Source organism: Halomonas colorata (genome assembly GCF_014897985.1).
GTDB classification, from domain to species: domain Bacteria; phylum Pseudomonadota; class Gammaproteobacteria; order Pseudomonadales; family Halomonadaceae; genus Vreelandella; species Vreelandella colorata.
The window spans coordinates 65,990-91,906 of the sequence record NZ_JABUZA010000013.1; the positions used below are offsets into that span (position 1 = coordinate 65,990).

Annotated in this window: 25 protein-coding genes; 6 read left to right on the top strand and 19 right to left on the bottom strand. The window is 53.6% G+C overall.

From position 1 onward, the window contains the following. The first annotated feature begins 180 nt into the window (after nucleotides 1-180). The 4 genes from INT33_RS08990 to INT33_RS09005 all read left to right on the top strand — a co-directional run bounded on the left by INT33_RS08990 (nucleotide 181) and on the right by INT33_RS09005 (nucleotide 4,340). Complete coding sequence (locus INT33_RS08990) at nucleotides 181-1,077, top strand: GGDEF domain-containing protein (RefSeq protein ID WP_192539477.1); 897 nt, start codon at nucleotides 181-183, stop codon at nucleotides 1,075-1,077. A 23-nt stretch (nucleotides 1,078-1,100) separates the two neighbouring features. Continuing rightward, nucleotides 1,101-1,439, top strand: coding sequence for a 4a-hydroxytetrahydrobiopterin dehydratase (locus INT33_RS08995; RefSeq protein ID WP_193091689.1), 339 nt, complete (start codon nucleotides 1,101-1,103; stop codon nucleotides 1,437-1,439). Continuing rightward, on the top strand, nucleotides 1,440-2,630 hold the full coding sequence (locus INT33_RS09000; RefSeq protein WP_192539479.1) for an amino acid aminotransferase: 1,191 nt from the start codon (nucleotides 1,440-1,442) through the stop codon (nucleotides 2,628-2,630). Nucleotides 2,631-2,855: 225 nt separating this feature from the next. Then, entirely contained in the window at nucleotides 2,856-4,340 is a 1,485-nt protein-coding gene (locus tag INT33_RS09005) for an NCS2 family permease (protein WP_193091690.1), read from the top strand. Here the strand turns inward: INT33_RS09005 and INT33_RS09010 are convergent. The 3 genes from INT33_RS09010 to INT33_RS09020 all read right to left on the bottom strand — a co-directional run bounded on the left by INT33_RS09010 (nucleotide 4,337) and on the right by INT33_RS09020 (nucleotide 7,029). Then, nucleotides 4,337-5,623 carry an MATE family efflux transporter gene (locus INT33_RS09010; protein WP_407648061.1) on the bottom strand — a complete coding sequence of 429 codons (1,287 nt, stop codon included), beginning with the start codon at nucleotides 5,621-5,623 and terminating at the stop codon, nucleotides 4,337-4,339. The two genes, INT33_RS09005 and INT33_RS09010, sit on opposite strands and share 4 nt — an antisense overlap. A gap of 144 nt (nucleotides 5,624-5,767) precedes the next feature. Further along, complete coding sequence (locus tag INT33_RS09015; RefSeq protein ID WP_192539494.1) at nucleotides 5,768-6,352, bottom strand: YceI family protein; 585 nt, start codon at nucleotides 6,350-6,352, stop codon at nucleotides 5,768-5,770. 119 nt (nucleotides 6,353-6,471) lie between these two features. Next, nucleotides 6,472-7,029 carry a cytochrome b gene (locus INT33_RS09020; RefSeq protein WP_193091692.1) on the bottom strand — a complete coding sequence of 186 codons (558 nt, stop codon included), beginning with the start codon at nucleotides 7,027-7,029 and terminating at the stop codon, nucleotides 6,472-6,474. A gap of 363 nt (nucleotides 7,030-7,392) precedes the next feature. On the opposite strand from INT33_RS09020, the gene INT33_RS09025 reads away from it, so the two are divergent. Further along, entirely contained in the window at nucleotides 7,393-7,671 is a 279-nt protein-coding gene (locus tag INT33_RS09025) for a hypothetical protein (protein ID WP_192539483.1), read from the top strand. A gap of 101 nt (nucleotides 7,672-7,772) precedes the next feature. On the opposite strand, the gene INT33_RS09030 is transcribed toward INT33_RS09025, so the two are convergent. The 15 genes from INT33_RS09030 to leuC form a co-directional block, all read right to left on the bottom strand. Then, nucleotides 7,773-8,972 carry an O-succinylhomoserine sulfhydrylase gene (locus INT33_RS09030; RefSeq protein ID WP_192539484.1) on the bottom strand — a complete coding sequence of 400 codons (1,200 nt, stop codon included), beginning with the start codon at nucleotides 8,970-8,972 and terminating at the stop codon, nucleotides 7,773-7,775. Nucleotides 8,973-9,099: 127 nt separating this feature from the next. Next, nucleotides 9,100-10,620 carry an amidophosphoribosyltransferase gene (gene purF / locus INT33_RS09035; RefSeq protein WP_193091693.1) on the bottom strand — a complete coding sequence of 507 codons (1,521 nt, stop codon included), beginning with the start codon at nucleotides 10,618-10,620 and terminating at the stop codon, nucleotides 9,100-9,102. Nucleotides 10,621-10,743: 123 nt separating this feature from the next. Further along, nucleotides 10,744-11,316 (bottom strand): CvpA family protein, encoded by a 573-nt coding sequence (locus tag INT33_RS09040; RefSeq protein ID WP_192539486.1) that lies wholly within the window; start codon nucleotides 11,314-11,316, stop codon nucleotides 10,744-10,746. Nucleotides 11,317-11,319: 3 nt separating this feature from the next. Beyond that, nucleotides 11,320-11,988, bottom strand: coding sequence for an SPOR domain-containing protein (locus INT33_RS09045; protein WP_193091694.1), 669 nt, complete (start codon nucleotides 11,986-11,988; stop codon nucleotides 11,320-11,322). A 34-nt stretch (nucleotides 11,989-12,022) separates the two neighbouring features. Next, nucleotides 12,023-13,318, bottom strand: coding sequence for a bifunctional tetrahydrofolate synthase/dihydrofolate synthase (folC, locus tag INT33_RS09050; RefSeq protein WP_226940125.1), 1,296 nt, complete (start codon nucleotides 13,316-13,318; stop codon nucleotides 12,023-12,025). Beyond that, nucleotides 13,296-14,303 carry an acetyl-CoA carboxylase, carboxyltransferase subunit beta gene (accD, locus tag INT33_RS09055; RefSeq protein ID WP_193091695.1) on the bottom strand — a complete coding sequence of 336 codons (1,008 nt, stop codon included), beginning with the start codon at nucleotides 14,301-14,303 and terminating at the stop codon, nucleotides 13,296-13,298. Before accD ends, folC begins: the two co-directional genes overlap by 23 nt. Nucleotides 14,304-14,394: 91 nt before the next feature. Then, nucleotides 14,395-15,198, bottom strand: a complete 804-nt coding sequence (gene trpA / locus INT33_RS09060; protein ID WP_193091696.1) for a tryptophan synthase subunit alpha — start codon at nucleotides 15,196-15,198, stop codon at nucleotides 14,395-14,397. Between the two features lie 59 nt (nucleotides 15,199-15,257). Then, nucleotides 15,258-16,445, bottom strand: a complete 1,188-nt coding sequence (gene trpB, locus INT33_RS09065) for a tryptophan synthase subunit beta (RefSeq protein WP_193091697.1) — start codon at nucleotides 16,443-16,445, stop codon at nucleotides 15,258-15,260. A gap of 186 nt (nucleotides 16,446-16,631) precedes the next feature. Further along, nucleotides 16,632-17,270, bottom strand: a complete 639-nt coding sequence (locus INT33_RS09070) for a phosphoribosylanthranilate isomerase (RefSeq protein ID WP_192539491.1) — start codon at nucleotides 17,268-17,270, stop codon at nucleotides 16,632-16,634. Beyond that, complete coding sequence (gene truA, locus INT33_RS09075) at nucleotides 17,257-18,204, bottom strand: tRNA pseudouridine(38-40) synthase TruA (protein ID WP_192539492.1); 948 nt, start codon at nucleotides 18,202-18,204, stop codon at nucleotides 17,257-17,259. The genes INT33_RS09070 and truA overlap by 14 nt, the downstream gene beginning before the upstream one ends. 26 nt (nucleotides 18,205-18,230) lie before the next feature. Next, on the bottom strand, nucleotides 18,231-19,742 hold the full coding sequence (locus tag INT33_RS09080; RefSeq protein ID WP_192539493.1) for a type IV pilus assembly protein FimV: 1,512 nt from the start codon (nucleotides 19,740-19,742) through the stop codon (nucleotides 18,231-18,233). A 192-nt stretch (nucleotides 19,743-19,934) separates the two neighbouring features. Then, nucleotides 19,935-21,047, bottom strand: coding sequence for an aspartate-semialdehyde dehydrogenase (asd, locus tag INT33_RS09085; protein ID WP_192539856.1), 1,113 nt, complete (start codon nucleotides 21,045-21,047; stop codon nucleotides 19,935-19,937). Between the two features lie 127 nt (nucleotides 21,048-21,174). Continuing rightward, entirely contained in the window at nucleotides 21,175-22,254 is a 1,080-nt protein-coding gene (gene leuB, locus INT33_RS09090; RefSeq protein WP_192539855.1) for a 3-isopropylmalate dehydrogenase, read from the bottom strand. A gap of 116 nt (nucleotides 22,255-22,370) precedes the next feature. Next, nucleotides 22,371-23,018, bottom strand: a complete 648-nt coding sequence (leuD, locus tag INT33_RS09095; RefSeq protein ID WP_192539854.1) for a 3-isopropylmalate dehydratase small subunit — start codon at nucleotides 23,016-23,018, stop codon at nucleotides 22,371-22,373. Between the two features lie 3 nt (nucleotides 23,019-23,021). Continuing rightward, nucleotides 23,022-24,473, bottom strand: a complete 1,452-nt coding sequence (leuC, locus tag INT33_RS09100; RefSeq protein WP_192539853.1) for a 3-isopropylmalate dehydratase large subunit — start codon at nucleotides 24,471-24,473, stop codon at nucleotides 23,022-23,024. Between the two features lie 161 nt (nucleotides 24,474-24,634). On the opposite strand from leuC, the gene INT33_RS09105 reads away from it, so the two are divergent. After that, entirely contained in the window at nucleotides 24,635-25,516 is an 882-nt protein-coding gene (locus INT33_RS09105) for a LysR family transcriptional regulator (RefSeq protein WP_192539852.1), read from the top strand. A gap of 15 nt (nucleotides 25,517-25,531) precedes the next feature. On the opposite strand, the gene INT33_RS09110 is transcribed toward INT33_RS09105, so the two are convergent. Beyond that, nucleotides 25,532-25,917 (bottom strand): GFA family protein (locus tag INT33_RS09110; protein WP_226940126.1); only part of this gene is annotated, 386 nt, incomplete at its 5' end.

The window sequence follows — 25,917 nt, forward strand, 5'->3', positions numbered from 1 at the left end:
AAGCTTACATACAAGCCTCATTAGATAACAAACTATTGTCTTATATTCCAAAAGAGAATTAGTTAATTCATATTTATTATTGATAAGGTATCAATTTGTCAGCAATGGCTTACAACTCTATTACCTAAATAGCGCTAGTCTTCACAATCAACTTTTGGCATTCATATTGGAGCTTTATGCATGTCCGTGAATGACTACCCTAGGGCTTTGAGTGCTGACTGTCTCATTCCGCTTATACCCGGGGTCATTTTTCAGTTCTATCGCTCGCGCAATGGTCATATGCAGTTCCCTTACCTTGAGGGTGGTGGCGAGCTGCTTAAGCATATTGATCGTGTACAGCTGGCTAATGATGCGGGTGAACTACTTGAGCACTTAACAGGTAATGAGTACCCAAAAGTCATGTCTGCGATTGAGCGTTCGGCACGCTGGATGTTACCGCTAACCACTCGCTTCAAGCTTCCCCTGCCAAACGCCAAATCTCACTGGATCGCCGTATGTGGTAATCCTGAATTATCTGGCGACGGGGTACTTTGGACAGGCGTCATGATGGATATTACCGATCAAGTGATCGAAGAGCAGCGACTTCGCAAACTCTGCGATACCGATGTTCTCACCGGCCTGCCAAATCGACGTAAATTAATGGTGCATTTAGCCCATTTAACATCGATTAGTACGCGACACGGCACCCCCCTGTCTATCATGATGATTGATATTGATCATTTTAAATTGCTCAATGACCGTTGGGGACATCTACAGGGCGATGAAGTGCTTAAGCAGCTAGCAACGGAAATGAAAGCCCATTTACGATGTGAAGATATGGTAGCCCGCTTGGGTGGTGAAGAGTTTATGGTAGTGTTGCCGCTTACACCGCTACAGCAATGCCATAAGCTTGCAGATCGATTACGCGAGGCCATTTCCAGGCACGATTTTGGAGTCGGCAAAGGTGAAGTCACACTCAGTATTGGCGTGGCCGAATATCGTTGCGGTGAACCCCTGACAAATCTTATAGAGCGCACCGATCAGGCACTTTATAGCGCTAAAGATGTAGGCCGAGATTGCGTTTTTCTTCTATCCTAGTCGATTTTTTAGGGAGTATGGTAATGGAAAAGCTCGCTCGTAAGGCTTGTGAAGCCTGCAACAAACATATGCCGCCTCTCCAGGAAAATGAGCGAGAGGCCTATCTTAAACAGTTACCAGAGTGGCGGATTGTCGAACGCGATGGCATCATGAAGCTATCACGAAGCTTTTCGTTTCGTGACTTTGCCAGGGCGCTACTCTTTACCCAGCGTGTTGGCGAACTTGCTGAGCAGGCTGGGCACCACCCCGTCATTATCACTGAGTGGGGCAAAGCCACCGTGATGTGGTGGACCCATCAAATTAACGGCCTGCATCATAATGATTTCATTCTTGCCGCCAGAACCGACGAGGTAGCTAAGTAAATGTTTGAGCATATTGAGCGAGTCCCAGGAGATGCCATTCTCGGACTGATTGAAGCTTTCAAAAAAGACACCAATCCACAAAAAGTTGACCTGGGCGTAGGCGTTTACCGCGATTCAAACGGTAATACACCGGTCATGCGCGCGGTCAAAGAAGCCGAAGCTCGCCTGCTCAATAATGAAACCACCAAAACCTATATTGGCTCACACGGCGCGCCTGCCTACAGCGACGTCGTGCTGCCCATGGTATTGGGTGCCGACTCACCGGTATTGAACGCCAAGCGTGCCAGCGCTACCCAGTCACCGGGCGGAACAGGCGCTTTACGCTTAGCAGCAGACTTCATTGCCAGCCAGTTACCGGGCAAAGGCATTTGGGTAAGTGACCCGACCTGGCCGAACCACCACGGCATTTTCACTTCCGCCGGCATTGAACTGCATAAATACCCCTATGTAGATCCGGATAACCGTCTTGATTTCTCAGGCATGCTGGCTGCGCTGAAAAAGATTCCTGAAGGCGATGTAGTTGTACTGCATGCGTGCTGCCATAACCCGACCGGCTTTGATCTTTCCCAGGAGCAGTGGCAGGAAGTGCTGGACGTTCTGCGTGAACGCAAACTGTTGCCGCTGATTGACTTCGCCTACCAGGGCTTTGGCGAGGGTCTGGACGAAGACGCTTACGGCGTACGTCTGCTGGCCGAAAAGCTGGATGAAGTGATTATCACCAGCTCCTGCTCCAAGAACTTCGGCATTTACTGCGAGCGTACGGGCTGCCTAATCACCGTGGCCAAAGACACAGAGCAGATGGAAAGCGTGCGCTCTCAGGTCGCTATTGTTGCCCGTGAGAACTACTCGAACCCACCTGCTCACGGCGGGGCCATCGTAAGCGAAATTTTAGGCGATGCAGAGCTCACGGCTATCTGGCGTGAAGAACTGACCGAAATGCGTGATCGCATTAATACGCTGCGTCGTGATTTCGTGGAAGCTTTAAAGCCTTACGGACTTGATCAGAAGTACGCTTGCGTTGCAGAGCAGCGTGGCATGTTCTCTTATACAGGCCTTACGCCTGAACAGGTAGATCGTCTGCGTGATGAGTTTGGTATTTACATGGTTCGTTCTGGCCGTGCCAACGTAGCGGGTTTCTCACATGAAAACCTGCCTTACCTTGCTAAAGCCATTGCGGCGGTTAACGACTAACCGTTAGCTTTATGCATGTTAAAACGCCTAGGCTATGCCTGGGCGTTTTTGTATCTTGGGAAGCGTTTTATTGTTGTGTACAATTGTCCGCTTGCCGCCAGAGCCTGGGGCGCCCGTGCGGCGTCCTATACAGCGCAATACTTGACCGATCAGTCAAGCCTGAACCTTTTTAATGGTCAACCTAAGGATATTGCGTTGTGAACACTCAATTCAATGAGGCCTTCCATGGCGGCAGCCAGCACACGCTATCCCTGGTATAAAAAAGAAGATACCGATGCGTTCTTCGCACTTTTTCAGAACAATATCGCTAACTTTATTGTTATTGCGATCACCATGCTGGGTATGGGATTTCCCGCCTCAATTGTTTATGGCCAGGTACTGCCTGGTGCCGCCATCGCGGTGATGGTCGGCAACTTCTATTACGCCTGGAGCGCTGCGCGACTTGCGCGTAGAGAAAGCCGCACTGATGTTACCGCCCTTTCGTACGGGATCTCCACCCCGGTCATGTTTGTATTTTTGTTTGGCGTATTGCTGCCGGCCAAACAGCTAACCGGTGATACCGAGCTTGCCTGGAAAGTGGCGGTAGCCGCCTGCTTTATTAGCGGCGCCATTGAAGCGGCTATCAGCATTATTGGGCGTTGGGTCCAGTATCATCTGCCGCGCGCGGCCATGCTGGGCGCCGTTGCCGGGGTTGCGCTTACCTTTATTGCCGGTGAAATGCTGTTCAAGACTCTGGAAGTGCCGATTATTGGCCTTTTAGTACTAGCGATTATTATTGTTGGCCTCGTCGCTCGTGTCAGCATGCCATTCAAGCTGCCCACCTCCCTGTTTGCCATTGTGGTTGGAACGGCGATGGCATATTTGATTGGTGACGCGGGTAGCGAACGCTTTAGTGATGCGTTTACCCACTTAGGTTTTTACCCACTGTTACCTAATATGGCTTGGTTTGAAGGCCTGGGCCTTTTATTTTCCGGCATGCTGGCGGTACTTACCGTTGTGCTTCCCATCACGCTGTATAATGCCATTGAAACCATGAATAACGTGGAAGCAATGGAGGCCGCAGGTGATAAATACGATGTCCGTGAATGCCAAGCAGTGGATGGTGTAGGCACAATGATCGGCGCGCTGTTTGGCGGGGTCTTCCCCACAACGGTTTACATCGCCACGGTAGGCGCTAAATGGATGGGTGCAGGGCGCGGTTACAGCCTGTTAAATGGCGCCGTTTACGCTCTTGCCACCATGACAGGCTTAATTGCCGCTTTGGCAGCGATCATTCCGGTTTCGGTGGTCGCCCCCATATTAGTGTTTGTAGGCATGTCTATGATCGCAACGGCGTTTCAAGCTAACGACACACGTTACTATCCGGCGGTGGCGCTCGCCATGCTACCCTACTTCGCCAACTACATCATGACGCGTTTTAATCGCGGTGCAGGTGAAGTTGTCAGCGATATTTCCAGCGCGATTGTGGTGATGGGGCAAGGCGCCATGTTCATGGCTATTTTACTGGGCGCCATGACCGTTTCTGTCATCGATCATCAATTCCGGCGCGCCGCCGTGTTTGCAGCCATTGCCTCAGGCTTTTCCTTTGTGGGCTTGATGCACGCCCCCAAACTCGCCTTTAATGCCGCACCTGACTTTATGCTGGGCTATCTAGCAATGGCACTCCTGTTTATGTACTTCTCGTTTCAGGAAGCGCCTCACAAACGCTAGCCGTTATATCCCGCCTGCCGATGCGGGCGGGATAATATACGCTGCAATACGGCCCATGCGGCCAGCCCTGCCAATAGATTACCCAGCGCCGCGCCAACGGCCAAGCCCAGCCAGCCAAACAGCTGCGCACCTATCCATAAACAGGGTAAATAGAAGGCAAACAGGCGCGCGCTGGAGAGCAGCATGGCGCGTAGCGGCCAGCCCAGCGCATTACCCGCCGAAACCACCAGCATGCATACCCCAAGAGCCGCATAGCTTGGTAGCAAAAACCGGATCAACAGGGTCAGTTCGCTCTGAACGTTCGGCGTGCCCGCCAGTACCATGGCAAGCCAGGGCGCGCACAGTGCAAGTAGCACACCAAGTGCCAGCTGCCAGGCAAGCGCTACTTTCAGCGCTAGACGCATTAGCTGTTGAATCTGTCCCCAATCACCGGCGCCATAGCAGCGGCCGAGCCAAGGCGGCAGCGACATGGTCATCGCCAGTATCACCATCAGCGAGAGCGTTTCCAGCCGGCTTGCCAGGCCCCATGCTGCTACCTGGGTATCCCCAAGACCAGCCACCACAGAAATGGTTAACATCCCCGCTAGAGGCGGCATCAGCTGGCTTATCATGGCCGGGGCGGCAATGCCGAGATAAGGCCGCCAGGAGCGCCCCGCTTCCTCCCAGAGCCCTACCCAGGCTACCCACTGCTTGCGAATCAGTTTCTGAGTGGTTATTAAAAGCCCCAGGGTAAAGGCAATGCAGGTAGCCCAGGCCGCACCCGGTAGCCCCCAGCCCTCCCAGGAGCCCACTCCAAAGATTAGCAGCGGGTCGAGCACCAGGTTGGCAACGCTGCTCAACACCATCATCTTGCCCGGCAGCCGTGTATTACCGTGCGCGCGAAATACGCTATACATGAAGTAAAGCAGCGCGCCGAGCCAGGCGGATAGAAGCTGCGGGGCCCAGTAGACGCGAATGTAGCCAAGCGCCGTGGTATCGGCACCCAGCTGGCGAAAAATAGGCACATGGAAAAGCCACAAGCCTATACAGATGACGCCGATAATCGCCCCCCCAGCAATTAGCACCAGGCTGCTTAACCGCCTGGCTCTGGCATGTTCGTCAGCGCCTAGAGCACGTGAGATAAGCGCGGCAATGGCAATTCCCATTCCCACCTGGATGCCAATGATCAGAAACGAGAGCGGAAAGGTAAACGACTGCGCAGCCAAAGGAACGGTTCCCAAGCGGGCAACAAAGGCACTATCTACAAGCTGAAAACCCAATAACGCCAACACACCGATTGCCATCGGCCATGTCTGGCGCCATAAGGTTATGGCCAACTCGTGCTGCTGCAAGGTGTTGCTCAAGCTAGTCACTCCTTTTTGAACGGGGTGGTTATAAACAAAAACGCCACCGCCCGGCAAGGGCAGTGGCGTTTCAAGCTTTAAAATTTACTGACGGATGCCTTCAAACGTCACGTAAAGCTCAAGCTCATGCATCGGCTCGGGAAAATCGCTCATGTCGATTCCAAAATCGCTCAGCGTCAGCATTGTCTTACCTTCAAACCCGGCACGATAATTGCCCCACGGGTCATCGCCTTCACCAATCAGGGTAACCGGCATTTCGATTTCCTGGGTTTCACCATGCAGCGTCAAGTCACCGGTGAGAACACCTTCGTTATCGCCGGTTGATTCAAAACCGGTTGAGGTGAACGTGGCGGTGGGATACTCGCTCGCATTCAGGAAATCATCGCTCAGGATGTGGCGGTCACGCTCAGCATGGTTGGAATCCAGGCTGTCGACCTTTACTTCAAACTCGACGGATGAAGCGTCCAGGTCATCTTCATCGTAGGTGAACTGGCCATCAAACTCCTTGAAGCTGCCCAGCAGGTAAGACATGCCCAGGTGGCTGATTTTGAACTGGACAAACGCGTGCTGACCTTCAGTATCCACTTGATAGTCGGCCGCTTGCGCCTGACTCAGTGGGAATAGTAATGCAGCAGCAACGGCAGATGCACATGCAGTCTTTTTCAACATCATTAATATCTCCTGACTTTCCATAGTAGGCACTACGAATAGAGCGTGATCGCAGCGTTCAAAAAACTCGTTCTTTAAACTATTTCGGATTAAAAATCAAAGCGTTAGAAATTTCACATTTACATTTTTCTGGAACGATGCATAGGGTTAATCATGCGGAGCAGCGTATCGTGCTTATTAACCCAATGATGCTTAAAGGCGGCCAGCGCATGCCCGGCGGCCAGAGTAACGAGCGCCAGCGCGCTATACCAATGGATATCACCGGCAATGCTGGCCTGGTTCGGTAACCCATGCACCAGAGCAGGTACATCGAACCATCCAAATACGCTGATACTGCGCCCGTTGGCCGTAGAGATCAGATAGCCGCTGCCCAGCACAAGCAGCAAAATCACATAAAGCGCAATATGCCCCACGTGTGCAGCCAGCTTTTCAAGACGGCTGCCTTCACCTGCTGGCGTCACCTGCACCAGACGCCAGACAATCCTCACCACGGTGACCAGCAGCAGCAAAACTCCAATTGAGCGATGCACCCAGGGGCCCAGGTTATACCAGCTGTCATAATAGCCAAGCCCAGTCATCCACCAGCCCAGCACAAACAGGCCAATAATTGCCAGAGCGCTCAGCCAGTGGAAAAAGATACTTACCGCCCCCCAGCGCATGCGTGAATTACGCCACATCGTTTTTATTCCTTATCAAGTAACCCATTACGCCTACAGGGGTACTGGCCAGCACATGCGATTAACATGAGAAAAATTGTGAATTTACCTGCAAAGCATACTGACAAGTAATAACCATTACTGCTGAAAAAAGCTGAATGCATCATTCGTAAAAACCACTGAATAACGGGCTAACGACTTTTATAGATAGCTTGCATCACTACTGGTTCGGAAGATTACAATCATTCTATAAAATAGCATGAATCAGGTATTTTAAATCAATTTTACTATTTGTTTTGCGCGCTTAATATTAGCGCATGTCCTAACACGACACGTCATTACGACTTAAAACTAAATGCATATTGTTACGAGAGAACAGCACTCATGAAAAACTTTACCTTTATCGCCGCGATCGCCATGGCTCTGACTTCGACCGCTGTTCTGGCTGAACAGGGCTCAGATGAGTTCAACCAAGTAGTTCACGCAAGTTCCTCCTTAAGCCACAGCGCCGACAGTCTGTCCATCACGCCAGCTGATCTGCCACTGGTAAATGGCGATGCAGCCAAGAACCGTGTTATCGCTCCAAGCTCTGAAGCGCACCACTCAGCCAGCAACAATGACCAGATTGCCCAGTCGGACCTGCCGCACCGCAACGCTTCCTGAAACCGGTAGCCGCTGTTTGAAAACAGCGGAAACTCAGATTTGATGAGCACTAAAAAACCCACCGCTAGGTGGGTTTTTCGTTAGCCATACCAATTGTTTGATTAACCAGCAGCTAAAGCATCCAGGCCTCGGGCCAAGTCTCGCTGAATATCCTGCTGGCTTTCTAAACCAACAGCGACGCGAATCAGCCCTGGGGAAATACCAGCAGCTTCTTTTTGCACATCGCTCAGACGGCCATGCGTGGTCGTTGCCGGATGGGTAATCGTGGTTTTGACATCCCCCAGATTGCCCGTAATTGAAAGCAGACGCGTGGCATCAATGACCTGCCAAGCACCCTCTTGCCCGTTAATCACCTCAAACCCCAATACGGCACCAAATCCTTTCTGCTGCTGTGTGGCAAGCGCATGCTGCGGATGGGCTTCAAGACCGCTGTAGAAAACCTTATTAACGGCCGGGTGCTGTTCCAACCAGCGCGCCAGTGTCAACGCATTTTCACAGTGAGCCTTCATACGCAAGGAAAGCGTCTCAAGACCCTTGGTAAAGATCCAGGCGTTGAACGGACTCATGCACGGGCCACAAGTACGCACAACGCCAAAAATTTCTTCCAACAGGTCGTGCCTGCCCACTACGGCCCCGCCGATTGCCCTGCCCTGACCGTCCAGATACTTGGTAGCCGAGTGAATCACCAGATCGGCGCCCAATGCCAGTGGCTGTTGAAGTACGGGAGTCAAAAAACAGTTATCAATCGCCAACAGCGCATCGTGCTGCTTGGCAAGGGCGGCAAGCGCCTTGATATCGGCAATCTCAGAAAGCGGATTGGACGGTGTTTCAGCAAACAGCAGTCGCGTTTTGGGCGTGATGGCCGCGTCCCAGGCTTCAAGACTCGAAAGCTCCACGTAACGCGTGGTTATCCCGAACTTACCCAAGTACTTGTCGAACAGGCTGACGGTTGAGCCAAACAGCGAACGCGACGCCACGATTTCATCACCCGCCGACAAAAGAGCAAGCGCGGTGGAGAGAATCGCCGACATACCAGAGCTTGTCGCCACGCAGCGCTCGCCGCCTTCAAGGGCGGCTAGCCGCCGCTCGAAGGTATGCACGCTCGGGTTAGTAAAGCGCGAGTAAACGTTGCCCGGCTCCTTGCCACCAAACTTGCGCGCCGCCTCAGCGGCACTTTCATAAACAAAGCTTGAAGTGGGAAAGATCGGCTCCGAATGCTCCTGCTCAAAGGTACGATGGTGGCCTGAACGAATCGCCAGCGTCTCTAACGACCACTCATCCTGCGGGCTGTTATTCTGCATGGGCGTGTCCCTTAGTTTTTTATAAACGGGTTTCTATAAACGGGTTTCTATAAACGGGTTTCTATAAACATCGTGAAGCGTTTCGGCTCAATCTGAAAAAGCCCTAGCTAGGGCTTTTCAAAACCCATTAATCGTCGAGGTCATCATCCTGGTTATGCATATCTACCAGGGCGTGATTCCCCGCACTTTGATCTTTTGCCGAATCATTACGACTGGCTTCCAGCACCGCCAAGTAGGCCTCGTCGATATCCCCAGTGACATAGTTACCGTCAAACACTGAACAGTCGAAGGCTTCCATTTCGGGGTTCACTTCACGACAGGCATCTTTCAGATCTTCTAGATCCTGATAGAAGATGCGATCGGCGCCAATCAGCTCGCCCACTTCATCTTCAGTACGCCCATGAGCGATCAGCTCGATTGCTGCAGGCATATCGATGCCGTAGACGTTGGGATAACGCACAGGCGGCGCGGCGGAAGCAAAATAGACCTTACGCGCCCCCGCATCGCGTGCCATTTGAATGATCTGCTTACAGGTTGTGCCACGCACAATGGAGTCATCCACCAGCAGCACGTTCTTGCCTTTGAATTCAACGTCGATAGCGTTGAGTTTTTGGCGTACCGATTTCTTACGCTGGGTTTGGCCCGGCATGATAAACGTACGGCCAATGTAGCGGTTCTTCATAAAGCCTTCGCGGTACGTCACCCCAAGGTGCTGGGCCATTTCCAGCGCCGAGGTGCGCGACGTATCCGGAATCGGAATCACCACATCAATATCGTGATCCGGCCATTCGTTAAGAATGCGATCACCCAGCTTGCGACCCATCTGCATACGCGTGCCGTACACGTAGGCACCGTCCAAAATAGAGTCTGGACGTGCCAGATACACATGCTCGAAAATGCACGAGCGCAGCTGCGGCCGGTCAGCACAAACTTGGGTATGGAACTGGCCCTGCATATCCACAAAAATTGCTTCGCCGGGCGACAGATCACGCTCAAGTTCAAAGCCGCCCACATCCAAGGCAACCGACTCAGAAGCAATCATGACATCTTGACCGGCATCCGTTTGGCGAGTACCAAAGACCACCGGGCGAATGCCGTGAGGATCACGAAACGCCACCATACCAAAACCATTAATGATCGCGACCGCCGCGTAGCCGCCTTTGCAGCGTCGGTGCACTCTACGTACCGCGTCAAAAATATCTTCCGCTTCCAGGTGCAACCCTTGCTTGCCTAGTTCATGGGCAAACACGTTAAGCAGCACTTCAGAATCGGAGCTGGTATTGATATGACGTAGGTCGGTCGAGAAAAGCTCCTGCTTCAACTGCTCGGAGTTGGTCAGGTTACCGTTGTGCGCTAACGCAATGCCGTAAGGAGAGTTGACATAAAACGGCTGGGATTCCGCTTCGCTGGAAGAGCCAGCAGTAGGATAACGTACGTGACCAATGCCCAGGTTACCTTTAAGGCGAGCCATATGGCGAGTGTGGAAGACATCGCGCACCAGCCCATTACTCTTGCGCAGTAGGAAGCGTCCCTCGCTCCAGGTCATCATGCCGGCAGCGTCCTGGCCGCGATGCTGAAGTACGGTCAGGGCATCGTAGATTCCCTGATTTACCGCCTGCTTGGCCAGAAGGCCTACTATACCGCACATTCAAGTTACCTCGCTTTAGTGCCATGGCTTGCTAAAACAAGCCCGTACGTTCTTGAAACTCGTTTTAAAACTTGCGTTTTAAGCGTTACTCAATAAAGCCTGGTTGCACCAGCCTCTATGATATCACTGGCTATCAATCGATTGCGGCGCGAACTCATTTCTCGAACGAATGTCCGGCAATGAAATATCCCGCAGAGACGCAGGGGCTTCGGGCAATTCACGCTCCCACTGATCCAATTGGCTAACCGCCCAATCGCGTAGCTCAACAAAGGTGGGACGTAATGACGCTTGCTGCCATGCTTGAAGTTCAGCAAAGGGCGTGAGCGTAATAAGTACCGTTGCCACTAATAAAATGACCGCACCACGGGCGACGCCAAAGACAGCACCGGCAAAACGGTTCAAAAGCCCCATACCCGCCCAGACAATAGCGGCGTGCACCAACCGAATCACAATCCCGCAAAGCAAAATAACCGCAAAAATGATGAGTGCAAACGCCAATACAAGCCGGGCATCAAAGCTTTCAATAAAGCCCGCCATGAATTCAGCCAGCGGCTCGGCTAGTACGCGGGCCACCATCAAGGCGACAATCCAGGCTCCCAGGCCGAGTGCCTCTCTCACAAAGCCACGTACAAACCCGGCCAACATTGAAAGCGCAAGCACGGCCAGGAAAACAGCATCTATCCACGTTAATGCCATTATTTAGTCTCTTACTCGTACTAGCAGGCCCTGTACATTGGCCCGCTGCTTGATCAACGCCATTGCCGACTCGCCATCTTCAGATGAGGCATAAGGCCCCACCAAGACGGTCGTCAGATTATTGTCTCGCTGACGCTGAAAAACGCTAAACCCTTCGCTTGAAAGCTGATTACCCAGGCGTTCAGCATTGCTTGCATCACCAAAGCTACCTACCTGCACGGCCCACTCGCCCTGCTGTGTTGAAGCAGGGGCTGATGCAGAAGCGCTGCTGCTTTGACTGCTACTCGACGAGCTATTGGCCGCTACCAGGTCAGCAATAGGATCGTTCTGCGCTGCTGTATTAGTGGCAGGGCTTGGCTCTTGCGTCGCTGTGGCTGCCTGACTTGGCGGATCAACTTGATTCGTTTGAGGCAATGAAGGGGATGCGTTGATCGGCGCATCAAGTTCATCGTTACTCGCCACATTGGTGGAAGGCTGTGCATTAATCGTGGCCGGCATTTGCGGGGCTGCCACATCGCGCCGTGCTGTTTCAATCGGCTGCTCAATAATGAAGGTAGGCTGCGGGCGCTCCTCGCGAGGTGCCGGGTCACTCATCAACCAGGGCACAAAAATCGCCAGCAGCGCAAGCAGGATCACAATACCGCTGATGCGTTCTGTTTTACCGTATTTCATCTTCATCTCCCTTGAGCGAGACTAGCCTAAAGAGCTACTGAGCCTGTGGCAGGGGCTTAGCTAGCAGGGCTGCGACGGTGAAAAAGGAACCAGTTGCCAAAATACGATCTTGAGCGTTAAGCAATGGGGCTAAATAATCCACTCCGGCTTCAGGCGAGTCTGCGCAATGATGTACGCGCCCTCCCTGAGCGGTAATACGTTCAGCCAACTCAGCAGCCGGTCGGCCCCGCTCACCTTCAAGCGTTACACAGACCCAGTCAGAAATACGCGGCGCCAGGGCGGCAATCACCCCATCGGCGTCCTTGTCATTTAGCATGCCAATTAATGCCCACTGCCGGCCACCTTCCGGCGTTGCTGGCAAGCGATCCGCCAGATAGGCAGCCGCATGGGGATTATGGCCTACATCCAGACACCACTGCCCTATCCATTGCATACGGCCCGGCAGTTGCACGCTAGCCAGAGCAGCCTGCGTGGCTTTCGGGATTAGCGTAAGTCCCGTCATTGCCAACGCTTGCAGCGCGGTTGCCGCGTTATCAATGGGCAGGCCAGGATCGGGAAGTGCATCAATAGAAATCGTCTCCCCCGAGGCTGTCAATCCATGCCAGCACCACGGCTTACGGCCTTCTTTATCAGCACTGTGGCTAAACGCCAAGCCTAGCCGATATACCGGCGCGGCCAGTGCAATAGCGGTCTCCGCAACGCTGCTGGGTAACGACTGACTGCCTAGCACCGCTGGGCGAAGAGGCCGGAAAACACCCGCTTTTTCAAGCCCGATTTGCGAAATATCGGTGCCTAGAAAATTCGCATGATCCTGAGCGATAGTGGTAACGACGGCCACGTCAGCATCAATAATATTGACGGCATCCAGCCGACCACCCAGACCCACTTCAAGTACGGCCAGATCAAGGTTGGCGTTCGCCAGGCACCAAAGCGCGCAGAGAGTGCCCGCTTCAAAATAGGTAAGGCTTATTTCAGGCGCCTGCAGGCGCGCCTGTTCAACGCGCTCAAAGCCATCGACCAAGAGCGCGTCTTCCACCTCTTGGCCATCGATGCGCACGCGCTCGTTATAACGCAATAAATGGGGGGAAGAATAGGCACCAACACGCTGCCCGTGTGCTCGGGCAACGGCATCCATGATGGCAAGGGTCGAACCCTTACCATTGGTACCTGCCACAATCACAACGCGCTTGGCGATAGGGTTGCCAAGCAACCCCATGCGCTTTGCAACGTGTGATACGCGCTCAAGCCCTAAATCGATCCCTACAGGATGCAGGGTCTCTAAGTGATGCAGCCACTCTGCTAAGGATTTAGGCATTGCGGTGTGATTCATGGCTCTTATCGGTCGTCTCTGTGCTGGTGTCGTTATGAAGTGCTTCCACCTCATCAGCGATATGGGCTTCATCAACCAGCGGTTCGGCGACGGTTACTTCTTCTGCCAACTCCTCGGTGATTGAAAGCGCATCGTGATGGGTCAGTTTACGCAACATACCGCCCACGCGAGATCGCATTTCATGGCGATGCACGATCATATCCACCGTACCGTGCTCAAGCAGGAACTCGCTACGCTGGAAACCCTCAGGCAATGTTTCGCGTACGGTCTGCTCGATAACCCGAGGGCCAGCGAAACCAATCAGCGCATTGGGTTCAGCGATATTCAAGTCGCCCAGCATCGCCAGTGACGCAGACACGCCACCAAAAACAGGGTCTGTGAGCACTGAAATATACGGCACACCCGCTTGCTTAAGCTTCTCAAGTGCCGCCGAGGTTTTCGCCATCTGCATTAGAGAGAACAGTGCTTCCTGCATACGCGCGCCACCTGACGCGGCAAAGCAGACCAGCGGAATGCGCTCTTCAAGCGCAAGCGTCGCCGCGCGGACAAACTTTTCGCCGACCACAGCCCCCATCGAGCCGCCCATAAAGGTAAACTCAAAGGCAACGGCAACGACCGGCAGGCCGTCTAGATTGCCACGCATGGAGACCAGCGCATCTTTTTCGCCAGTCTCTTTTTGCGCCGCCGTAAAACGGTCTTTGTACTTTTTGGAGTCGCGGAACTTAAGACGATCATTGGGCTCAAGCTCTGCCGCAATTTCTTCACGCCCTTCTTTATCCAAGAACCAGTCCAAGCGTTTGCGTGCGGTTAGCCGCAAGTGATGGTCACATTTAGGACATACACTGTTGTGTTTCTCTAACTCAGGAAGATAGAGAACGGCTTCACACTTGGGACATTTACGCCAGAGGCCGTCGGGCACGCTAGCGCGACGGTCTTTACGCTGGATACGCCCCATGGAGGGCACTATCTTGTCTAACCAGCTCATATCAGAAAGTCTTCCGTTTACGTCAATGCCTGGCAACGCCAAGCTTGATGAGTGTCGTCAATCGATTCAGTGTAGACGATGAGGGGCAGCGTTAGGCGTCCATCGCGGTGCGCATTTCTGCTAACACACTTCTAAGCTGACCGGCGATAATTTCAGGCGTTTCTACATTTTCGGCAATACGATTAACCAGGGCGCTACCGACAATCACCCCATCAGCCACCTTGGCGACTTCAGCCGCCGTAACACCGTCGCGGATACCGAAGCCCACACAAAGCGGCAGATCGGTCATATCACGCAGCGGCTTTAAATGCTCAGCGACATCGTTTGCATTTAACGTTGCCGCACCGGTGACGCCTTTCAGCGAAACATAATAAAGGTACCCTTCACCGTGAGCGCATATTGTAGCGGCTCGCGCATGGGAAGTGGTAGGCGCGACAAGGAAAATCGCAGCTAAATTACGTACTTTTAATAGCGGACCAAGTTCATCAGCCTCTTCAGGCGGCATATCAACGACCAATACGCCATCAACCCCTACTGCCGCCGCCTTATCGGCAAAGGTTTCGTAGCCAATCCGCTCAATCGGATTCAAGTACCCCATGAGCACAACCGGCGTTTTAGTATCGACCTGACGAAACTCCGCGACCATATCCAGCAGGTCAACTAAACGCGTGCCGTGCTTCAAGGCACGCTCACAAGCCTTTTGAATAACCGGGCCATCTGCCATGGGATCTGAAAACGGCACGCCAAGCTCGATAATATCGGCGCCCGCCTCGACAAGCGCATGCATAAAGCCAACGGTGTACTGCGGGGCCGGGTCGCCTGCCGTAATATACGGAATCAGAGCTTTACGGCTCTGCTGCTTGAGTTCACTGAAGCGTTGATCGATACGGTTCATGCTTGTCCTTAAAACGGTTCTTAAAAACTGTTCTTAAAAACGGTCCTTAAAAGCTGCTCTTAAAATTCGATGCCATCAATCTTGGCCACGGTCATGATGTCTTTATCACCACGACCAGAAAGATTGACCACAATGTGCTGATCAGGACGCATCGTTGGCGCTAACACCTTGGCATGAGCAAGCGCATGAGCGGATTCCAACGCAGGCATAATGCCTTCCATCTGCGTCAGCTCGCGAAACGCTTCCAACACTTCCTTATCGTTTGCCGCTACGTAATTAACTCGGCCAACATCTTTCCAAAGCGAGTGTTCAGGGCCAACACCTGGATAATCAAGGCCCGCTGAGATCGAATGGGTATCCGACACCTGCCCCGCCTCATCGGACATCAAATATGTGCGGTTACCGTGGAGCACGCCACGCGGCGCATTGGTCGAGAGCGGGGCTGCATGGCGGCCGGTTTCAATGCCGTCGCCGCCGGCTTCCACACCGTACATCGCAACACCGTCATCCTCGACGAACGGATAAAACAGACCGATAGCATTGGAACCGCCACCAACACACGCTATCAATGCATCCGGCAGGCGGCCGATCTGCTCAAGCGACTGGCGCCGCGCTTCACGTCCGACAACCGCATTAAAGTCACGCACCAGCTGCGGATAAGGGTGAGGGCCTGCTACCGTACCGATAATGTAAAACGTATTATCGACATTCGTTACCCAGTCGCGCAGCGCTTCGTTCATGGCATCTTTCAGGGTGCGCGTACCTGACTCTACCGGGATTACTCGCGCGCCTAATAAGCGCATACGATAGACATTGAGTTTTTGGCGCTGTACGTCTTCAGCGCCCATATACACGTCGCACTCAAGGCCCAACCGCGCAGCAACCGTTGCCGTCGCCACGCCGTGCTGACCCGCACCGGTTTCAGCAATTACCCGGGGCTTACCGGTTTTTTTGGCCAACAGTGCCTGACCAATCGTATTGTTCACCTTGTGAGCGCCCGTATGGTTTAAGTCTTCACGCTTTAACCAAATTTGTGCCCCGCCCAGAGACTCTGACCAGCGCTTGGCATGGTAGAGCGGTGACGGGCGTCCGACATAATGGGCAAGATCATAATCAAACTCGGCCTGGAAAGCGGGATCGTCACGCAGACTTAAGTATGTCTTTTCCAGGTCTTCCAAGGCAAAGCTCAGAGTTTCTGATACAAACCGGCCACCATAAGGACCAAAATGGCCACGGGCGTCGGGCATTCGGGTTAGGTCGCTGAACCGGGTTTCGGAAACGGTTTCAGAAGCGGTTTTAGAATCACCAGTTGCTGAGCCAGTTACGGAGCCAGTTCTTGAGATAGTCACAGAGATACCTCACGAGATTGCCAGACAAGGCAAACATTGAATAAACATAGGACGCAGCTAAATGAAGCAAGCTGCGCAGTGAGCTTAACGCGCGTCGGCGAACGCGACCTGACTGACAAACGACACCATTTTATCAACGTCCTTACAACCGTGTGTCAGCTCAATTCCACCAGATACATCAACGGCATAAGGCGCTACCTGTTGAACGGCCGAAGCAATATTTTCAACCGTTAACCCACCGGCGAGGATAACAGGTTTTGCAAGTTCTGCGGGGATTCTCGCCCAATCAAACGTCTCGCCCGTGCCGCCAGGAATGCCCGGACGATAAGCATCAAGAAGCAGTGCCTGCGCTTGATGATAGTCAGCCGCCGCTTTCGCCAGATCGACACTCTCATGCATGCGCAGGGCCTTTATCCAAGGGCGACCAAACTGAGCACAAAACTCGGGAGACTCATTGCCGTGGAACTGAATCAGATCCAGGTACGGCAAACACTGTTCAATCAACTCAATAGGTTGGTCAACAAATAGCCCAACCCGGGTAACAAACGCTGGCACATCGGCAGAAAGGACTGCCAACTGCTCAACGGTGATACTGCGCGCACTTTTAGGCCACATAACAAAGCCCAGCGCGTCCACTCCCGATCTGACCGCTTGCGCGATATCTTCACGGCGGGTGAGCCCACAAAACTTGATTCGCGTGCGCATTGGGCTAAGTATCTTCATCGAGCGCCTCCTGTGCCGGGTCAGGCGTTTTCTTGGCAAAGCTAAGTTTACGCCGCGCCGCAATCCTGGGGTTGTCAGGTAGTTCACGCTCGCCGGTCCATTCACCGGTAAACGCGAGCAGATTAGGCCCTACCGGCTCCATCGGCAGTTCAAAACGCTCGTCGTAGATCGAGTCAACGAAATGCAGCCCGCACGCAGGTGCTGTTACATCTCCTTTCTTACGATCCTTAAGCGCCAACAAACGTTCAATATACTGATCATCTTGCGCGCCACGCCCCACGCTAATCAGCGCTCCGGCGATATTGCGAATCATATGATGCAAAAACGCATTGCCCTGAATATCAATCACCACCAATGGGCCGTAACGCTTCACATCGATAAAATGCATCTGCCGCCATGGTGTCTTAGATTGGCAGCCCGCTGCACGAAAGCTTGAGAAGTCATGCTCGCCAACGAGCGCTTGCGCGGCACGATGCATGGCGTCCGCATCCAACGGATCACGGCACCACGTTACGTTGGTACGCTCAAGAACGGGGCGGCTGATCTGGTTAAGCACTAAATAGCGATAGCGTCTGCCAAGCGCCCCCAAGCGTGAATGAAAGTCGTCCGATACCGGCTTTACCCAGCGCACGGCTACATCGCGCGGCAGGTTTGTATTGACGCCAAAAATCCAGGCTTTCTCAGTGCGCTCGGCGGGGGGGTCGAAGTGAATCACCTGGCGCGTCGCGTGAACACCCGAATCAGTACGCCCGCTGGCATGAATCTGGACCGGCGCACTCGCCACCTTCGTCAGGGCATCTTCTACAGCCGCTTGCACAGAAGCAGCATGCTTTAGGCGTTGGAAGCCGCAAAAGCGTGAGCCATCGTACTCAATGCCCATCGCCAAGCGGCCTTTTAGCGGTTGTGTTTCATCAAAGTGGTAGAACAGCGTCATCAAGCCACGTCATTAAATTTGAAAGGTCAGCTATTATCCCGGCCTCGAGGCTTGAATGCTACCTCTTCAATCTCCCACTGCGTCTCTGAAGGGGCCAGAGGCTTTGCTGCAAGGGGTACAGCTAAACCGGCCGCCTGACTTCTCGCCACGCTGGTGAAGAATGCGTCTTGCTTATGATCGACCATTTCGCCACCGGCCTGCATGCTGTTTTCTTCAGAACCAGAAGATGACGGAGACGCGGCCTTCTCAGAAGCCACATCGGTGGGCCGAAACACTGTCGGCTCAGCCAATGTTGCGCCTTCTATGTATTGCTTATCATCATTCGGCAGCACTTTGCGACGCTTAAAAAACCATCCAAGCCCTACTACTAATAGTAGTAGGCCTATCAGCAGCAAGCCTAGGCCCCAGATGGGCAACCACTGAGCGCGCTCCAGCCGGGCCAGCAAACCGCCAGTGTTCTGCACATTACGGTCGAGCGCCCCCTCCGTGGCAGTGCCCGTACTGGAGGCTTGCGGGGTGGATAAGGCAGCTTGAGCCGCCGCTATGTCGTCTTGAAGCAAACCAATGCCATGACGCAGCTCATTAAGCTCAATATGGAGCTGCTCGCGGTCTTGCTGAGCTTCTAGTAGGCTCGTTTGGCTTTGCGCCAACTGCTCGCTAAGTTTGGCGATGGCACTGTTTTGCTCGACTTGCCACTCACTGAAACCTGCGCCATTGGAAGTAGCGCCCTCAGATGAGGCTACTATGAGGGGCTTATCCAGCTGGTTACCCTCGCCTACCGGCGTAGGCGGTGCTTCAAACTCGGGCAAGGCTACTGGCGCAGAAGTAGGTGCATGTCGCCCCTCATTCACCATTGCGCGGACGGTCTGAGCGGCAGCACCAGATGAACGGCTTAGTGCCAGATCTACACTGGGCACAGACAACGCCTGCCCCGCACGCAAACTATTGATATTACCGGCAGGAAAAATATCCGAGTTGACCTCGACCAAGGCCAGCATCATCTGCTGAATACTGACCTCACTTGGCTTGCTACGCTCGGCGATACGCCACAGCGTATCCCCCGGCAACACATCAAGCATGGCAACCGCACTGCTCTGGGTCGCTGGGCTTGAAACTGTCGGAGAGTAGCCCACGGGATCGAATAACAGAGTAACAGTACGGTTAAGCTGTCCTTCTGGAGAGTCAAGCGTGAGCAACAAATCCAGCCAGGGAGCGGTAACCGGCTGCTGAGAGCTCAATACAATGTGCCGACTGCCCTCTCGCTCTTCAAGCGCAGCACTCACCGGTTGAATGGATGGGATCCACTCAAGCCCTGCGGCAGAAAACGCATCTTCATTGGCAAGCTGCACATGTAACTCGTTTAGCGGATAGGCGCCAGAATCAAGCAGCGGCAAAGAAGCACTTAGAGGGCTTTCCAGAGGTGATGAAACAGAGGCCGGACCTAGCTCAATGGCAAATGCAAATGAGCTTAGCGACGTCAGCGTCAGCCATGCAGCGGCGTTTAGGGCAGCTCGAGTGTTTGAAGTTTTTTTTGGCACGATACCCAACCAATTCTTGATTTATCAATGCACAGCGCTGTGCAGCCCCTAAAACAATAACCAAGTATACTTAACATAATTAAGCAATAAACGCTTGTACCTATTTGACCTAATGTATTTATATCTTATAAATGACATAAAAAAACGGAGAGCTGAAAGCTCCCCGTTTTGATTAGCACTCGCCTTGCTGATTTATTGCTCGCGCAAAATTTTCAGCATCCGCTTGAGCGGCTCGGCGGCGCCCCACAGCAGCTGGTCGCCTACGCTGAATGCAGAAAGATATTCTCCACCCATATTCAGCTTGCGCAGACGGCCCACCGGAATATTCAGCGTACCGGTCGCGGCGGCGGGCGTTAAGCCTGCAACCGTGGCGTCTTTATCATTGGGAATTACATTGACCCACTCATTGTGCTTGGCAATGCGATCTTCGATTTCATCAAGCGGTACATCCTGCTTGAGCTTGATGGTAAAGGCTTGGCTGTGCGAGCGCATGGCGCCGATTCGCACGCAAAGACCGTCAATCGGCACCGGACTTTCACCGCGACCCAGAATTTTGTTGGTCTCAACGAAGCCTTTCCACTCTTCACGGCTCTGGCCGTTCTCAAGCTTGGTATCGATCCACGGCAATAAACTACCGGCAAGCGGTGCACCGAAGTTATCGGTCAGGAAGTCGCCACCGCGCATGGCAGCGGTTACCTTACGGTCGATATCCAGAATTGCACTCGATGTATCCTTGAGCTCTTCACCGACGCTATCACGCAGCTGCCCCATTTGATTGAGCAGTTCGCGCATGTGCTTGGCGCCAGAGCCGGAAGCCGCCTGATAGGTCATGGAGGTCATCCACTCGACCATATCGGCTTCAAACAGGCCACCCAGGCCCATCAGCATCAGGCTAACGGTGCAGTTGCCACCCACAAAGGTCTTGGCGCCTTTAGCAAGCTGCGCATCGATTACCTTGCGGTTAACCGGGTCAAGCACGATAGTGGCTTCGTCTTCCATGCGCAGCGTACTAGCCGCATCAATCCAGTAGCCCTGCCAGCCGTTTTTACGCAGATCTGCGTAGACTTCCTTGGTGTAATCGCCCCCTTGGCACGTCACGATCACATCAAGTGCTTTCAGATCTTCAAGGGCAAACGCATCTTTAAGCGGAGGTACGTCTACGCCGATATCGGGGCCAGGTTGGCCTACCTGGGAGGTCGTGAAAAAGATGGGTTCAATACCGTTAAAATCGCCATCTTCCTGCATGCGCTGCATCAGCACAGAGCCGACCATACCACGCCATCCTACGAAACCGACTTTCAACATGTGAAGTCCTCCAGCAAAGAATGAGACCAATATTATACACAAAACTTATAAATGGCGTCGGCCACCCTTTTGAGTGGCCGAGCCGTCACACTTTCAGATCAATTAGTTAGCACGCTTCAAAACACACTTAACATTTCGCAAATGCGGCCAATACGGCATCCCCCATCGCATCGGTGCCGATAGTCTGCATGCCTTCAGACGCAATATCCGCAGTACGCAGGCCGTCGTCTAGTACGCTGCCTACCGCGGCTTCTATACGCTCTGCCATGGCCGTTTCATTAAGCGAATAGCGCAGCATCATGGCAACAGACAGCATCATGGCCAGCGGGTTGGCAATATTTTGCCCGGCGATATCCGGCGCACTTCCGTGGCAAGGCTCATACATACCCTGACCGCTTTCATTCAGCGAGGCTGAAGGCAGCATACCGATGGAGCCGGTGAGCATGGCGGCGGCATCAGAAAGAATATCGCCAAACATGTTGCCCGTCACGACCACATCGAATTGTTTCGGGGCGCGCACCAGCTGCATCGCGGCGTTATCCACGTACATATGTGAAAGCTCGACATCCGGGTATTCTGGTGCCAGACGCTCCATCACTTCACGCCACAAGATAGTGACTTCCAGCACGTTGGCCTTGTCCACCGAGCAGAGCTTCTTGCCGCGCTTTTGGGCCATTTCAAACGCCACGCGGCCGATGCGCTCAATCTCGCTTTCGGAATAGATGTAGGTATTAAAGCCCACACGCTCACCGTTGCGCTCCTCAATCCCCCGCGGCTGACCAAAGTAAATGCCGCCGGTCAATTCACGCACGATCATGATATCCAGACCTGCCACCAACTCAGGTTTCAGGCTTGAGGCACTGGCCAACTGCGGATAGAGCATGGCCGGGCGCAGGTTGCCAAACAGCCCAAGGTTCTTGCGCAGGCCCAACAGGCCTTTTTCGGGTCGCTTGGAAAGATCTTCGATCTTGTCCCATTTAGGGCCACCCACCGCGCCAAGCAGAATTGCGCTGGCCGCCTTGGCTTTTTCAAGCGTTTCAGCGGGTAGCGGCTCGCCGTGCACATCATAAGCCGAGCCACCAACCAGCGCTTCTTCAACGTCAATATCCAAACCCGCTTCCTGGCAGGCTTTTAACAAGCGCGCGGCCTGAGCCGCAATCTCTGGGCCAATACCGTCGCCGGGTAACAGAAGCACCTTGTGGGTCATGTTAAATCCTTAATAGAGTGTCAGCACGGCTTGGCGCCGCTTAGCGCGTTGCAATCGGGTTGCACCGCGCTATGTATGTCTTTTTAGCTATTCTAAATAGCTTTTATTGAGCTGAATCAGGCAGGCTGACGGAACAGCCAGGGCCGGGCATCCTTGTGTTTCTGCTCGAAGGTACGAATTGCATCTTCGTCTTGCAGTGTGATGCCAATATCATCCAGGCCGTTGAGCAGGCAGTGCTTACGAAACGCGTCCACTTCAAACTCCAGAATTTCGCCGCCCGGCGTGTTGACTCGCTGGTTCTCCAAGTCGATATCCAGCTGGTAGCCTTCGTTAGCATCGACGCCAGCAAACAGACGATCCACTTCTTCTTCGCTTAACGTGATCAGCAATATGCCGTTTTTAAACGCATTATTGTAAAAAATATCCGCAAAGCTTGGCGCAATGACAACCTTAAAACCGAAATCTTCCAGCGCCCACGGCGCGTGTTCACGCGAGCTACCACAGCCAAAGTTGCGCCGGGCAAGCAACACCTCAGCCCCTTTAAAGCGCGGCTGGTTGAGCACGAAATCAGGATTCAGTGGGCGATTGGAGCAATCCTGCCCCGGCTGCCCTTCATCTAAATAACGCAGTTCATCAAACAGGTTAACGCCAAACCCCGTGCGCTTGATCGATTTCAAGAACTGCTTGGGAATAATTAAGTCGGTATCGACGTTCGCGCGATCAAGCGGGGCAACCACGCCCTCGAAACGAGTAAACTTTTTCATGGCTCAAGCCTCCTGAGCGTGGGTAGCATCGTTGGCGGATAAACTGCGTACATCAACAAAGTGGCCAGCAATCGCTGCCGCCGCCGCCATCGCAGGGCTTACCAGGTGCGTACGACCGCCGTACCCCTGACGCCCTTCGAAGTTGCGGTTGGAGGTCGATGCGCAGTGCTCGCCGGCGCCCAGCTTATCGGCATTCATGGCAAGGCACATGGAGCAACCCGGCTCGCGCCACTCAAAGCCAGCATCGATGAAGATCTTATCCAGCCCTTCGGCTTCCGCCTGACGTTTCACCAGGCCAGACCCCGGCACGACCATGGCAAGTTTGATCGTGTCGGCCACTTTATTACCTTGGGCAACCTTGGCGGCTTCACGCAAATCTTCAATACGCGAGTTGGTGCACGAACCGATAAACACTTTATCGAGCTTGATATCGGTGATTTTTTGATTGGCGTGCAGCCCCATATATTCAAGCGCGCGGGTATGGCTGCGCTGTACGGTTTCATCCATCGCCGCCTTGGGGTCCGGTACCTGGCCTGAAATACCCGTCACCATTTCAGGGCTGGTTCCCCAGCTAACCTGCGGCTCAATATCTTCAGCTTTCAGCGTCACTACTTTGTCGAACGAGGCATCGTCATCCGATACCAACTGACGCCAGTCAGCTACCGCCGCTTCCCACTGCTCGGCAGTCGGCGCAAAGGGGCGCTCGGCCAGGTAATCGATGGTGGTGTCGTCAACAGCAATCAAACCCACCCGGGCTCCGGCTTCAATGGCCATGTTGCACACGGTCATGCGGCCTTCCATGGAAAGCGAGGCAATCGCGCTGCCGGCAAACTCAATCGCGTAGCCCGTGCCGCCTGCGGTGCCAATTTCTCCGATAATCGCCAGCACCACGTCTTTTGCGGTGACACCCAGGCCAAGTTCACCTTCCACGCGCACCTGCATGTTCTTCATCTTTTGCGCCAGCAAGCATTGCGTCGCCAGCACATGCTCGACTTCAGAAGTGCCGATGCCGTGGGCCAGCGCGCCAAACGCACCATGGGTTGCTGTGTGAGAGTCACCGCATACCACGGTCATACCGGGCAGTGTCGCGCCCTGCTCCGGCCCTACTACGTGGACGATGCCCTGGCGCGGGTCGTTGATCTTGAACTCTTCGATACCGTACTCGACGCAGTTGTCATCCAGGGTTTGCACCTGAATCAACGACACCGGGTCTTTAATGCCGCTGTTGCCTTCGGCGCGCTCTTTCAACGTGGTAGGTACGTTATGGTCCGGCGTCGCCAGGTTGGCATCCAGGCGCCATGGCTTACGCTTGGCCAGGCGCAGACCTTCAAAAGCCTGTGGGGAGGTCACTTCGTGAAGCAGCTGACGGTCGATATAAATCAACGCGGTGCCATCGTCACGCTGCTTCACCAGGTGCTGATTCCAGAGTTTGTCGTAAAGGGTTTGACCTGACATATGGCTCTCCCGGGCTAGCGCCCTGCTAGTTTTTTGCGCTGACGTCTTTGCGCCAGTGATGCAACGAGTGTTACGCGTGTCGCGCATAAAAGCAATTCATGTTATTTATAGATACGATTCCACATTGGAATAGTAGACAGAATTTAGCGACGGAACTACACATGGATACCCAAAGCCTACAGGCGTTTTTAGCCGTTGCCGAAACTCAAAGCTTTTCGCGGGCTGCCGAGCAGCTCTACCTGACCCAGCCTGCGGTTAGTAAACGTATTGCCACGCTGGAATCACAGGTAAGTACGCGGCTGTTTGATCGGATAGGTAGGCGTATCTCGCTCACCGAAGCCGGCCATTTATTACTCCCCCAGGCCAAGCGGATCCTTGCAGCAGTAGAGGACAGCCGACGCGCGCTTGCCAATCTTTCTGGGCAGGTCGGCGGCCGGTTAACGCTGGCGACCAGCCATCATATTGGCCTGCACCGCCTGCCGCCCATTCTCAAGCACTATACTCAGCACCATCCGGAGGTTGAGCTAGATCTGCACTTTCTCGATTCAGAGTTCGCTTATCAAGGCGTACAGGATGGCACGCTTGAACTCGCGGTGGTAACGCTTGCGCCCCACCCTATTGAACAACTCCATGTGGTCAAGCTCTGGCGTGACCGGCTATGCTTTGTTTGCGCTCCGGATCACCCGTTAGCCCAGGCGCCTGAGCTTACGCTTGAAACGCTATGCCAGTACAAGTGTGTGCTGCCTGGAGCAATGACGTTTACCCGAACCTTGATTGAACAGCGGTTTGCTGAAGCCGGGCTTACCTTACCGGTAAGTATGGCGACCAACTATCTAGAGACGTTGAAAATGATGTGCAGCGTCGGGCTTGGCTGGAGCCTGTTACCCGAGGGCATGGTGGATAGCGAGCTGGTCGAGCTAAGCATCGATACCGCGCCGATACACAGGCCGCTTGGCTATCTGGTGCATACCAACCGCACGCTTTCCAATGCGGCAAGAAAAATGATTGACGCGCTGGAAGCGACAATGGAAAAAACTGCATAGCTTAATACTGACCGCCTACGACTTGTTTGCATGCTGAGCAAACACTTCTTCCTCCGTAAGCATGCGGGTATCGTTGGCAAAGGTATAAAACTCGGGCTTCTGGTCGATAAAAATCTGTTCGGTAAAGTCCCAGTCGCTACCGTCCAACAAACCGACAGGGATAGCGTAGTGTTCTTCCTGCTTTAATCGGTAAAACAGGTGTGTACCACACTGCTTGCAGAACCCACGCTCAGCCCACTCGGAGGAACTAAAGATGGCGATATGCTCATTGCCCATAAAACTGACGTCACCGATAGGCTCAGCGGCAAAAAGGGGCCCACCGCCCACTGCTGTCCCATAAACATTAATAAATGAAAAAGCCTGGATCCAAGTGAGTAAAATGAGAGTGCGACCAAACACTC

Excerpts from the sequence above, each read along its gene's own strand:
- trpA (WP_193091696.1), bottom strand. The coding sequence starts at position 15,198 with ATGAACCGTATCGATCAACGCTTCAGTGAACTCAAGCAGCAGAGCCGT.
- INT33_RS09030 (WP_192539484.1), bottom strand. The coding sequence starts at position 8,972 with ATGCAGAATAACAGCCCGCAGGATGAGTGGTCGTTAGAGACGCTGGCG.
- INT33_RS09020 (WP_193091692.1), bottom strand. The coding sequence starts at position 7,029 with ATGTGGCGTAATTCACGCATGCGCTGGGGGGCGGTAAGTATCTTTTTC.
- asd (WP_192539856.1), bottom strand. The coding sequence starts at position 21,047 with ATGTTGAAAGTCGGTTTCGTAGGATGGCGTGGTATGGTCGGCTCTGTG.
- INT33_RS09045 (WP_193091694.1), bottom strand. The coding sequence starts at position 11,988 with ATGAAATACGGTAAAACAGAACGCATCAGCGGTATTGTGATCCTGCTT.
- INT33_RS09010 (WP_407648061.1), bottom strand. The coding sequence starts at position 5,623 with ATGGCAATCGGTGTGTTGGCGTTATTGGGTTTTCAGCTTGTAGATAGT.
- folC (WP_226940125.1), bottom strand. The coding sequence starts at position 13,318 with ATGAATCACACCGCAATGCCTAAATCCTTAGCAGAGTGGCTGCATCAC.
- INT33_RS08990 (WP_192539477.1), top strand. The coding sequence starts at position 181 with ATGTCCGTGAATGACTACCCTAGGGCTTTGAGTGCTGACTGTCTCATT.
- INT33_RS09070 (WP_192539491.1), bottom strand. The coding sequence starts at position 17,270 with ATGAAGATACTTAGCCCAATGCGCACGCGAATCAAGTTTTGTGGGCTC.
- INT33_RS09025 (WP_192539483.1), top strand. The coding sequence starts at position 7,393 with ATGAAAAACTTTACCTTTATCGCCGCGATCGCCATGGCTCTGACTTCG.
- purF (WP_193091693.1), bottom strand. The coding sequence starts at position 10,620 with ATGTGCGGTATAGTAGGCCTTCTGGCCAAGCAGGCGGTAAATCAGGGA.
- trpB (WP_193091697.1), bottom strand. The coding sequence starts at position 16,445 with ATGCCCGACGCCCGTGGCCATTTTGGTCCTTATGGTGGCCGGTTTGTA.
- INT33_RS09005 (WP_193091690.1), top strand. The coding sequence starts at position 2,856 with ATGGCGGCAGCCAGCACACGCTATCCCTGGTATAAAAAAGAAGATACC.
- accD (WP_193091695.1), bottom strand. The coding sequence starts at position 14,303 with ATGAGCTGGTTAGACAAGATAGTGCCCTCCATGGGGCGTATCCAGCGT.
- INT33_RS09000 (WP_192539479.1), top strand. The coding sequence starts at position 1,440 with ATGTTTGAGCATATTGAGCGAGTCCCAGGAGATGCCATTCTCGGACTG.
- leuB (WP_192539855.1), bottom strand. The coding sequence starts at position 22,254 with ATGACCCACAAGGTGCTTCTGTTACCCGGCGACGGTATTGGCCCAGAG.
- INT33_RS08995 (WP_193091689.1), top strand. The coding sequence starts at position 1,101 with ATGGAAAAGCTCGCTCGTAAGGCTTGTGAAGCCTGCAACAAACATATG.
- INT33_RS09015 (WP_192539494.1), bottom strand. The coding sequence starts at position 6,352 with ATGTTGAAAAAGACTGCATGTGCATCTGCCGTTGCTGCTGCATTACTA.
- INT33_RS09105 (WP_192539852.1), top strand. The coding sequence starts at position 24,635 with ATGGATACCCAAAGCCTACAGGCGTTTTTAGCCGTTGCCGAAACTCAA.
- leuC (WP_192539853.1), bottom strand. The coding sequence starts at position 24,473 with ATGTCAGGTCAAACCCTTTACGACAAACTCTGGAATCAGCACCTGGTG.
- leuD (WP_192539854.1), bottom strand. The coding sequence starts at position 23,018 with ATGAAAAAGTTTACTCGTTTCGAGGGCGTGGTTGCCCCGCTTGATCGC.
- INT33_RS09040 (WP_192539486.1), bottom strand. The coding sequence starts at position 11,316 with ATGGCATTAACGTGGATAGATGCTGTTTTCCTGGCCGTGCTTGCGCTT.
- truA (WP_192539492.1), bottom strand. The coding sequence starts at position 18,204 with ATGACGCTGTTCTACCACTTTGATGAAACACAACCGCTAAAAGGCCGC.